Below are 12,031 nucleotides of genomic sequence, written 5' to 3'. Positions count from 1 at the left end.
ATCACCCTTTCTTATTCTGTGTAACTGCTTCTATCGCTTCAACTATTTGCTGATATCCGGTACATCTGCAAAGATTCCCCTCGATAGCTGTTTTTATTTCTTCCCTTGAGGGATTGGGATTTTTATTCAACAAAGCTTTTGCAGACATCAGCATACCAGGGGTACAAAAACCACATTGAACAGCCTGATGATCAATAAAAGATTGTTGCAGCGGGTCTAATTTTCCATTAATTTCCAAACCCTCTGTGGTGAAAACTTCATAACCATCCACTTGAACTGTTAAAACTAAACAGGAATGAACAGCTTCACCGTTTAAAATAACCGTACAAGCGCCACATTCTCCCACATCGCATCCTTCTTTTACGCTAGTTAATTTTAACCGGTTGCGTAAAGTATCAAGAAGCCGCTCTGTTGGTTCCACTTGTAATATTTCTTTTTTATTATTCACATAGAGAGTCACTTCAATTTTTCCCATTTTTTGAATACCTCCATCAACGTAAGTTTCAATTATTCTAACTTAGCGACCATCACTTAAATTTGTTATCTCCATCATCGCCTTTTTGAAAATTGCCCCTAAGGCTGGTTTTTTGTAAGGGGTAGACCATCTTTCGCCAGTTATGTTTACCATTTCATCACCTATTTTTTTTGCTAGCTCTTCTAAATTTAATTCGTTAGATTTTTTATTTAGTGCTTCTCTTTCTATATTTTTAAATCTTACCGGAAAAGGTGTTGCGGAGCCTGGAACGATTCTTATATCTTCAATTTTTAAGTCTTCTTCATTTATTTTCGCAACCACAGCTAGGTTCAATCTTGCTATATTCAAAGCTCTTCTTCTTCCTATTTTTTGAAAACTAAAACGATAATTTTCATCTACCTTTGGTATGATTATTTTAGTTACGAGTTCATCATGATTTTTACTGGTTTTGTAAGGGCCTACAATATAATTTTCTAATTTTACGAGTCTTCTCCCTCTTACAGAGCTCAGCTCTATTTCAGAATTTAAAGCCATCAACGGAGGAATTAAATCAGCTGCTGGAGAGGCATTGGATATATTCCCTCCAACGGTACCTCTGTTTCTAATCTGGGGGGACCCTATACTCTTTGCTGCAGTTACAAGAAATGGAAAATGTTTATTAATAATGTTTGAATTTATCAACATTGTATGTGTACATAAAGGTCCTAACTCGATAGTTTCTTTCGTTTCTTCTATAAATTTAAGAGCTTTGATATTAGAAATATCTAAAATATAATCAAATTTTTCTAATCTTGAACTTTCTTTATGTATATCTACCAGTAAATCAGTTCCACCAGCTATTACTTTTATACTTTCATATTTGTGCAAATATTCCAAAGCAGAATCAACATCTTTAGCGGTTAAAAAATCATATTCAATCATTTTTTCTTCCTTCCTTTTTTCAAAGAATGACCTACCAGTATTTTTTCTAAGTTTATAGGCAAAGATCTTATTCTTCTTCCCGTCGCTTGGGCTACCGCATTTGCTATTGCAGCTGCACCTAACTCCAAGGTGGGTTCTCCTATAGATTTTGCTCCGTAAGGTCCGTTAGGATCAGGATTTTCAACGATAATCGGAGTTATATCAGGCATATCTTTAACTGTGGGTATCAAATATTCGTCAAAATTGGTGTTATTGATGTATCCCTCATTTATATCCAACTCTTCCATGATCCCATATCCAAGGCCCATTGATATTCCACCATAAAATTGGCCTAAAACACTTGCTGGATTGATTGCCCTTCCAACATCGTGAGCTGCTACCATTTTAAGCACTTTTATTTCACCTGTACCTATATCAACTTCAACCTCGGCTATCTGACATCCATAAACATATGTAAAATAAGGTCTGCCTTGCCCTGCTTCTTCATCCCAACTTATCTCCGGGGCTTTGTACCAACCGTATGAAGATAAAAAGACACCAGAGTTATATGCTTGGGAAACAGCTTCATCAAAGGAAATTATCTTTTTTTGATCTGGTGTATAGATCGAATTATCTTTAAATATTAATTCTTTAAATGCCAAATTATATTTTTTGACTATAAAATCCGTCAATTTCTTTTTAAGATTTTTAGCGGCGTCGAGTGATGCATTTCCTCCAACCAACGTTGCACGTGAAGCTACCGTAGAACCGCTGTCTGGGGAAACTAATGTATCGACAACCATGAAGTTAATCTTTTCAATATCGATCCCCAATTCCTCGGCTACAATTTGAGAAAAGGCTGTTTTTAAACCTTGCCCATTTTCAGCCAAACCACTGTAGAGGTATAGTGTACCATCTTTTTGTATAGATAATATGATACCAGCCGCATCCACAGCTTCTGCTCCTAAGCTACAACCTCTGTAACTTATAGCCATTCCTATTCCTTTTCTTTTGTCACCTTTTTGTTCTCTACTGTACTCTTTGTACTTTTCCAAAAAATTAATCGAATCAGCAGCCTTTTTTATTACCTCTTCGAGGCTAACTTTGTGATTATCAAGCTTTTGACCACTTGCTGTTTCGGAATTGTCATGAAAAATATTTTTTAATCGAAGTTCTAAGGGGTTCATTCCAAGTTCTTGAGCCAATTCATCCATTAGAGATTCATTGGCAAATATGACTTGAGGAGATCCATAACCGCGCATGGCTCCAGTGTATACATTGTTTGTATAATATCCATAAGTATCGGTCTTTACATTTGGAATTTCGTAAGGGCCCGTTGCTTGAACAACAGACCTCCAAGTAACAAAAGGAGTTTGGCACGCGTAAGCTCCACTGTCAGCGATTGCCTCTATTTCCATAGCCAGTAGCTTGCCTTCTTTTGTAGCCCCTACTTTGTACCTCATATTGTAAGGATGCCTCTTATAACTTTCGATAATTGATTCTTCCCTGGTATTTTTTAATTTTACAGGCCTGTTGGTTTTTAAAGCTAGAACAGCGGCTCGAGCAGCCATAGAAGAAATTACCTCATCTTTACCACCAAAAGATCCACCTATGTGATTTTGAACAATTCTAACTTGATTGAAGCCAATTTTTAGAACTGAAGCTACCGCGTTACGGCAAGCAAAAGGGTTTTGTACTGATCCATATATTGTAACTACACTATTGTTCTCATAAGGAACGGCAATTACAACCTCGGGTTCCATGTAGGCATGCTCAATAAATTGAGTTTGATACTCCCTTTCTAAAATTACATCAGAATTTTTAAACCCTTCTTCTATATTACCTTTTCTGAGTTTGTGATGAATAACTTGATTATTATCTTTATCTTCATGAATGGATGACGCGTTTTTTGACTCAAATGGGTCAAAAATTCCTGAAATCTCATCATATTCTACTTTTATACTTTCAACAGCTTTTTTTGCAGACTCTGGCGTTTCTGCAGCGACAACCGCTATTCCATCTCCTATGAAGTAAGTCCTTTCTTTAGCCAATACCTGCTGATCGGGGATAATTACACCAAATTCGTTGTTGGGTATATCATTTGCGGTTATAATTGCTTTTACACCAGGAATCTTTTTGGCTTCGTCTAAGTTTATGTTCAATATTCTCGCCGAAGGATACTTAGATCTAAGTACCTTTGCATACAACATATTTGGAAATTCTAAATCATCAGCAAATTTAGCTTTTCCAGTTACCTTTTCGTATGCGTCGATTCGTTTTTTTGGTTGATTAACACTTTTAAAAATGATTGTTCACCTCCAAATAGTGATCAGGGTCTTCCTCCCATAGTCAAAGCCATGATTGCTTTTGCTGTATGTAAGCGGTTTTCTGCTTCGTCATATATTATTGAATGAGGGCCGTCGATGACAGGATCAGTTACTTCTTTGCCTCTGTCTGCGGGCATCGCGTGCATATAAAGAACATCTTTATCGGCCAGAGCCATTCTTCTTTCATCACAGATCCAATCTTTGTGCCTTTCAAGATTTTCTTTCATTTGTTTTTTCCCTTCATCCGTATCAGGATTTTCCACGCCTAAAAATCCACCCCAATTCTTTGGAATTACAATTTGAGCTCCATCGAATGCTTCGTCCATATCGTTTGTGAACTTTAATCTTCCACCATGTTTTTCTGCGTTTTGCTTCGCTTCATCAGTGATTTCTGACATAAGAGGAAACTCTTTTGGATGTGCAATAGTGACATCCATTCCGTACCTTGTAAATAATAATGCCTGTGTTTGAGGTACGGACAAAGGCTTTGCATGTGATGTGGCGTAAGCCCAAGATATAGTGACTTTAATATTTTTAAGATCATTACCACATTTTTCTTTTATTGTCATCAAATCTGCCAACCCTTGTAAAGGATGATAGAAATCATCTTGAAGGTTGATAACAGGTACATCTGCATATTTTGCAACTTCTCTGAGATACTTGTTACCAATTCCGTAGAAGCAGTTTCTTATTGCTATGGCATGGCCAAAACGACTCAACACAATTGCGGTGTCTTTTGCGGATTCACCGTGAGAAAGTTGCATCTTATCTGGTGTCAGATCATGAGCATGTCCACCAAGTTGTGTGATACCTGCTTCTATGGAATTTCGAGTTCGTGTAGATTGTTCAAAAAACATCATAAAGATAGTTTTTGATCTCAACAAATGATCCGTAGGTTCTCCTAGTGCAAATCTTAATTTAAGTTCTTTGGATACTTCAAAGACTGTTTCTAATTCTTCTTCACTCCATTCTTGTGTAGTTATAAAATCCTTTCCCCTAAAAAGTGTATTCATTTTATCTCCTCCGATATGATTATATGGCTTTTACGAACCTTCCAAATCCTTTTTCTCCCATGAATTTTCTATCTTTTACTATTACCTTTCCTCTTAAAATAGTTGTAATAGGGATTCCTTCTACTTCAAATCCTTCAAAAGGAGTGTATCCGGCTTTTGAATGGGTGTTAGAACTATTTAATACCTCCTTTAAATTTGGATCAAAAATAACTAAATCAGCGTCTGAACCTACAGCTATTGTTCCTTTTTTTGGATATAATTTGAAAATTTTTGCAGGATTGGTGGAAAGAAGCTCAACCAATCGATTTACAGAAATTAAACCTTTATTTACTCCATATGTATAAACCAAGGGGAGAAGTGTTTCTACTCCTGGAATACCAGGAAATATATCCAATGAATTTTCACCCTTTGATTTTTGTTCTGCATTGTAAGCGCAGTGATCAGTGGCAATTACATCTATAAAACCTTTTTTAACACCTTCCCACAAAGCTTCGTTATCTTGTCTTTCCCTCAAAGGAGGAGTCATAAGATAAAGTCTAGCTTTAGGACCATTTAATAATTCCCTAGTTAGTAAAAGGTAATGAGGAGTGGTTTCAACATACAATTTAAAATCTTCTAAATTCTTGTAATCTTTTACAACCTGGTAGCCTTTTTCAGAAGAAAGATGCACTATATATAATGAAGCGTTAGTTTTATGTGCAATCTCACAAATTTCTTTAACAGCCTTTTGTTCAGCTTCACTTGGCCTTATATCTGGATGGTATTGAACATCTAATTTATTTTCTTTTTGAAATTTGATAATATTTTTTTCAATAATTTCATTATCTTCAGCATGAACAGCTACTATTAAATCATTATCTGAGGTTGCTCTAAATAAAGGTCCCCATTTCTCAGGAGACAACATATATATATTTCTGTAGGTGGTGAAAGCTTTTAAACTAGATATTCCACAATCTTTGATCTCTTTAAGTTGATGATTTTGCTTAAGGGGATCGAAGTTGTTGTTAATAACCATATGGAAATGAAAATCGATCACGGAATCTTTAGTTTCTTCAAATCTTTTTTCTAATCCCTTCATTAAAGAAGCATCTTCCATATCAGCAAAATCTATGTGTGTGGTTACTCCACCTAAAGCAGCCGACCTACCTCCCCAGTAAAAGTCATCTATACTTGTGGTACCTCTTGCATGTAAGCTGAAATGCGTATGACTATCTATAATACCAGGGAAAACATACTTCCCACTTGCATCTATTACCTCTTCATCTATATAAGGATCTAAGTTAGCATCTATTTCTTTTATTTTCTCACCTACTATTTTAATGTCCTTTTTTTCAGCTTTTGTGGCGGTAACAACAAGACCATTTTTGATTAACACTTCAATCCTTCCTTTTACAAGTATTTTTGAATATACAACTTTGGGATGGAGGCGTACATTGCAGCGGCTTTCACTAATTCGCTTTTCCATGTTTTTTCGTTTGGAGCGTGAGCCTGATCTTCATGTCCCGGACCGAATCCAATACATGGTATACTATACCTCCCCATTATCGAAACACCGTTGGTGGAAAAAGTCCATTTATCTACCAATGGTTTTTCTTCAAATAAGTTTTGATATGCATCTATGAGAGTTTTACAAGCAGGATGATCTTCCGATAGTACCCAGGCAGGGAAATACGCTTGTGTGGGATATACTAATCCGGTGTAGGATGGTTTTTCATAAGTGTAAAGTTCCACATCAGCATTATATTTTGCAGATGAAGGTAAATTTTTAATCTCTTCTAACGCATCATTCCAGTTTTCTCCCCAAGTCAACCTTCTATCTATAGATATTGAACAACCATCTGCAACCGCACATCTAGAAGGAGAAGAAAAGAAAATTTCAGAAACTGTCAAACTACCTTTTCCTAAGAAATCATCATTTTTTAAACAAGTGTGTAATACTTGGAGCTCTTTTATGATGTCAGCCATTTTATATATAGCGTTGTCTCCTCTTTCGGGAGCTGACCCATGACAACTAACACCATGTGTAGAAACTTTTATTTCCATCCGTCCACGGTGACCTCTATATATATTACAAGAAGTTGGTTCTGTAATAACTACAAATTCAGGCTTGATTTTATCTTCTTCGATGATATATTGCCAGCAGAGTCCATCACAATCTTCTTCTTGAACTGTTCCAGTTATTAATAGTGTATAATCGTCAAATAAATCTAAATCTTTGATAATCTTGGCTCCATAAACCATAGAAGCCATCCCGCCTTCTTGATCACTTGCCCCTCTTCCAACAATAATTTCATCGTCTTCATAGCCTTTATATGGATCGTAGTTCCATAAATTCATATCTCCAATACCTACTGTGTCTATATGAGCATCCATAGCTATTAAGTGTTTTCCACTGCCGATGTAGCCTAGAATGTTTCCCATAGGATCTATCTCTACTCGGTCAAAACCAACTTTTTCCATCTCTTCTTTAATTCGTAAAATAACTTCTTTTTCATTACCACTTTCACTTGGAATGGCTATCATATCCCTAAGAAATCTGGTCATGTCTCTTTTATATTCTTCTGCTTTTGAGAGTATTTGTTTGTAATTCATATATTTTGGTGAACCCCCTTTTTATTTGATAGTTTGCTGCTTTTAAAAGCTTTAAAAAACACTTTAAAATGTAAGTTATATCTAATGCGTTTTAGCGCCCCTTCGTCTCGCTGCCCGCCCATATTCTTGAAAATCATTTTATTTCTATATTGATTGTTGTGTTGGTTTATGATAAAAAAATATCGTTCAACTATTAAATAAATTATCAAAAATTATAATCCTTTAATAATTGAGATAATTCTTTTAAATCTGGTTGCAAAGTTAGCGGAGCTCCTACGGCTTTTTCAGCATTTTTAATATCTTTTAGTCCATTCCCAGTAACAACAACTGCAACACTTTCAGTAGGTTTGATTATACCGTTTTCAGTAGCTTTTTTTATACCGGCTACACCAGCCACTCCTGCCGGCTCACCGAAAATGCCGGTATTCTTTCCTAAAATTTTTATCATATTTAGTATTTCATCATCTGTAACGTTAATCATATCACCATTGGAATCTTTAACAGCCTTGATAGCTTTTATATAATTTCTAGGTTTTCCAACAGCAATACTATCAGCAATGGTATTTTCCGCAACTGGAACAAGATCTGTACCGTTTTTAAATGCCTGAGTAATTGGTGCACAACCTTCAGATTGCACTCCTAATAACCTCGGTAGTTTATCGATGAAACCTATTTGTTTTAAATCATACATGCCTTTCCAAGCACCTGCTATTGTACACCCATCACCCACAGAGTAAACTAACCAATCAACCATTTGCCAGTTTAATTGTTCAGCGATTTCAATTGAAGAAGTTTTTTTACCTTCAACTAAGTAGGGGTTAATCGCAGCGTTTCTGTTATACCATCCCCACTTATCAATAGCTTCTTGTGAGAGATAAAAAGTTTCTTCATAAGACCCCTTTACTGATAAAACTAAAGCTCCAAAAACCAACAACTGAGTGACCTTTCCGATCGGGGCTCGCGAGGGAACAAAAATAACAGCCTTCATTTCATTTCCCATAGAGGCTATGTTCCCCGCCAACGAAGAGGCAGCGTTCCCAGTGGAAGCACAGGCAACGATGTTCATGCCTGCCTCTTGTGCTTTTACAACGGCTATAGCAGACGCTCTATCTTTCAGTGAACCTGTTGGATTTAAACCATCATCTTTTATGTAAAGAGTTTCTACACCTAGTAGCTTTGCCACATTACTTTTGTATAGAGGCGTTCCTCCCACCCTCAAGGGTGGCTTAGGGGTGTTAGGATCTATTGGTAAGAGTGGTGAATATCTCCATATAGATGGATCAGGATTTGCTTTTAAATCTTGCTTATTCCAATCTTTTTTTATCTTTTCGTAATCGTATTCAACATCTAAAATACCTTTTTCTCCACATTTTGGGCAAAGATATTGTGTAGGTGAAGCTTCGTATTTTTCCCCACAAGAAATACAAACCAAATCTTTTACATATTTCAGTTTTCTCCCCTCCAATTTAGCCTAATAATCCCGTTTTTTTGTTAAATTCAATTATTAATTGATCGATTTTGTCTGCAATTTCAAAGGCGTTACCCCAATATTCTTCATCGTTGTACCATTGCTCGTTTAATTCATCTAGTTCTTTACCCTGCTGTTCTATCCAAGTATAGTATTTTAAATTGTGTATTCTTTTTTTATCATAATAACTCAGTTCCTGAATAAAGTCTGTTTTTACCCCCATTAGATGCTTCTCAAAATCTACAGCAGCCTGTTGTTCAGAATATTTACCTTTTTGTTCTTGTAACTCTTTAAGCCTAGAATCATATAATTCCATTGAATCAGTGAATACTGTCATCACAACATCTTTATCTGTTAATTCGTAGTATTTGGCAAATTTTATAGCGGAGAGAACATTTGCAATAGAAGAGATTCCTAGTAAAGATAAATTATTTACTACCGATGAAGAGACTCCCTGTTTTCTTAAAAAGTCTTTCCCTTCAGGTTCGTTGAAAAGCCTTATTAAATTCATAGCATCATTGTCATCTATCGCCATGACCATATCGGTATTTTTAACGTTATGAATCCAAGGCACATGTTTATCTCCTATGCCCTCAATTCGATGAGCACCAAATCCGTTGTATAATAAAGTGGGACACTGCAGTGCCTCTGAGACAGCTAATTTACTATTTGGGTACTTAGATTTTAAATATTCTCCTGAACCCAACGTTCCAGAGGATCCTGAAGTGAGGATGGTTCCTGCCAATCTGTCTTTTTCCCCCATAATTTTTTGTAAGACTTCTTCCATAGCGGGACCTGTAACTACATAATGCCACAAACGATTGCCCATTTCATCGAACTGGTTGAAAATAACCACATTGTCGTGAGTAGACTTTAATTCATTACATTTATCGAATATCTCTTTTACGTTACTCTCACTTCCAGGTGTTCCAATTACTTCCCCTGCAACTTTTGATAACCATTCGAATCTTTCTCTACTCATACCTTCAGGCAATATAGCTATGGATTCACATCCCAAAAGCTGCGCGTCGTATGCACCTCCACGACAATAATTACCTGTTGAAGGCCAAACGGCTTTTTGAGTAGTAGGATCAAATTGACCGGTTACAAGCCTTGGTACAAGGCACCCAAAGGTGGCACCAACCTTGTGTGAACCGGTTGGGAACCATTTACCTACCAATGCCACGATTCGAGCTTTAACGCCTGTTAATTCAGATGGTAACTCAAAGTAATTTACATCGCCATATAAACCACCTTTTGGAACCGGTTCGTTTTTCCATGTGATTCTAAATAAGTTGTATGAATTAACATCCCATAGGCCTATATTTTTTAACCTTTGTTTGATTTTTTCGGAAATTAAGCGTGGATCTCTCATTTGCGCAAAGGTTGGTATAATAATATTATTCTCTTTAGCTCTTTCTATTGCTTTTTCGAGAACTTCTTTGTTAATAGTAAAATCTATCATCTTATTCCTCCTAGGTTTTTAAAATATTTTTTGGGAATGGGCTTCCACAAGGAACCACACCGGTTTTGCCTTGATACCCTTTTAAAATCAATATCTTTTTTCTTCGTTAAGTTATTATTATACACCTTTTTGACCTAATAATAAAAACTTGATTTTTAGTGATAATCCCACTTAATCTTTCTTAATTGTCTATAAATAACAAAAAACGGTAATAATCATAAATAATCAAATTCACTCAGATGAAGCAATTCGTAAACTTAAGTCTTGTACTCATTCGTTTCTTTTTTTGGTTCTGGCATAATGAGGTTTAAAATAAAAGCGGTTAAAAATCCAACAGTAATGTTAGAAGAAAAGATAACAGCCATCCATTCCGGTAATTGGTTTACTATATCGGGCTTAAAAGTGACCCCTAATCCCAAAGCTAAAGAAAGTGCTAATATAAACATTTTTCTATCGTCTATTCCGCCTTTTACCGCAATTTTCATACCCGCCATAGCAACCATGCCAAAGAGAGCTATAGTTGCTCCTCCTAAAACAGGTGAAGGCATAACGCTCACTAGAGCACCTATTTTTGGAAAGATACCGAGTAATATCAAAATAATTGCCACACCGTACCCAACTACTCGGCTTGCGATCTTGCTTAGTTGGATAACTCCTGTATTTTGACTAAAGGTTGTATTAGGAAGAGTGTTGAAAACAGCTGCTAAGGTACTACCTACACCATCTAACAAAGCTCCTCTTTTTAATCTTTCATCGTGTACTTCACCTTCAATTGGTTCACCACTAACTTCTGCAATAGCTGTCAAATCACCTACTGTTTCAATTGTAGTAATAATATATGCTAAAATCCAAGGAATGATAAGTGCCCAATTAAATGATAACCCATATTTAAACGGAATAGGAAGGGTTACCCATCCCGCTTCTACAATAGGGGTAAAATCCACCATACCCAACGGTATTGCAACCAGATACCCTGCCAATAAACCAATTGCCACGGCCCCTGCTTTTATGATGCCTTTGCCATATATATTTGCAATCACTATGACTATTAATACGAACAAAGCTATGGCTAAATTTTGTACATTCCCAAAATTACTGGCTCCAGCCCCTCCACCAATGTCGGTTATGGCCGTTTCTATTAACCCTAAACCTATTAACATAACAACTGTACCTGAGACTATAGGGGGGAATATCTTTCGCGTTTGAGTTAAAAATCTACTCAAAATCATTTCAACTGGGGAAGTAATGAGAGCCATGCCTAGAACTAAAGGTAATCCTCCTACATTTGCTGCAACAATCGCCATTGGAACAAACGTAAAACTTGTTCCTTGTACTGCCAATAGGCCACTACCAAAAGGTCCTATTTGCTTTACTTGAAAAAAGCTAGTTACCCCAGAAATAATTAAAGCCATGCTGACGAAATATCCGGTTTCTAGAGGATCTAAGCCCACTACCCCAGCGATTATCAAAGGTGGGGTGATGATACCGACAAACATTGCTAACATATGCTGAATACTCAAAACAACGGTCTCATAAAACGGAGGTTTATCTTCAAGTTTGTATAAAACTTCTGTTCCTGTTTTTCTTTCTTCTTCAGCGGTCTTTGTTGCGCTGTTTTCCATTAGTAATCACCCCTTCAGAATAAAATATTATTTTTAATTAAATATTAACTTTTATTATACTTTAATTTTGTTCTATTCGCAAGTAGAGTTTTCTATAGTTTAATACGTTTAATTGTTTTTATTTACGGATAGTTTTTTGTAATTGCCCGTAATCTGATATATTTAACTA

Annotated in this window: 9 protein-coding genes; all 9 read right to left on the bottom strand. The window is 36.2% G+C overall.

All coding sequences use genetic code 11. From position 1 onward, the window contains the following. Nucleotide 1: 1 nt before the first annotated feature. Entirely contained in the window at nt 2-475 is a 474-nt protein-coding gene (locus AA81_RS11060) for a (2Fe-2S)-binding protein (protein WP_103899034.1), read from the bottom strand. A gap of 42 nt (nt 476-517) precedes the next feature. Next, nucleotides 518-1,396, bottom strand: coding sequence for an FAD binding domain-containing protein (locus AA81_RS11055; RefSeq protein WP_103899033.1), 879 nt, complete (start codon nt 1,394-1,396; stop codon nt 518-520). After that, entirely contained in the window at nt 1,393-3,585 is a 2,193-nt protein-coding gene (locus tag AA81_RS11050; protein ID WP_211292699.1) for a xanthine dehydrogenase family protein molybdopterin-binding subunit, read from the bottom strand. Before AA81_RS11050 ends, AA81_RS11055 begins: the two co-directional genes overlap by 4 nt. 119 nt (nt 3,586-3,704) lie before the next feature. Continuing rightward, entirely contained in the window at nt 3,705-4,715 is a 1,011-nt protein-coding gene (locus AA81_RS11045) for an ornithine carbamoyltransferase (protein ID WP_103899031.1), read from the bottom strand. A gap of 19 nt (nt 4,716-4,734) precedes the next feature. Beyond that, nucleotides 4,735-6,090, bottom strand: coding sequence for a dihydropyrimidinase (hydA, locus tag AA81_RS11040; RefSeq protein WP_103899030.1), 1,356 nt, complete (start codon nt 6,088-6,090; stop codon nt 4,735-4,737). Nucleotides 6,091-6,104: 14 nt separating this feature from the next. Then, nucleotides 6,105-7,307, bottom strand: a complete 1,203-nt coding sequence (locus tag AA81_RS11035; protein WP_103899029.1) for a YgeY family selenium metabolism-linked hydrolase — start codon at nt 7,305-7,307, stop codon at nt 6,105-6,107. Between the two features lie 205 nt (nt 7,308-7,512). Then, nucleotides 7,513-8,772, bottom strand: coding sequence for a threonine synthase (thrC, locus tag AA81_RS11025; protein WP_103899027.1), 1,260 nt, complete (start codon nt 8,770-8,772; stop codon nt 7,513-7,515). A 1-nt stretch (nt 8,773) separates the two neighbouring features. Further along, complete coding sequence (locus tag AA81_RS11020; RefSeq protein WP_103899026.1) at nt 8,774-10,240, bottom strand: phosphoribosylaminoimidazolesuccinocarboxamide synthase; 1,467 nt, start codon at nt 10,238-10,240, stop codon at nt 8,774-8,776. Between the two features lie 257 nt (nt 10,241-10,497). Then, nucleotides 10,498-11,862 (bottom strand): uracil-xanthine permease family protein, encoded by a 1,365-nt coding sequence (locus AA81_RS11015; RefSeq protein ID WP_103899025.1) that lies wholly within the window; start codon nt 11,860-11,862, stop codon nt 10,498-10,500. Nucleotides 11,863-12,031: the final 169 nt, after the last annotated feature.

The organism is Petrotoga halophila DSM 16923 (genome assembly GCF_002924615.1).
The sequence above is the reverse complement of the archived record's forward strand: the minus strand, read 5'-3'. Positions and strand labels throughout refer to the sequence as shown.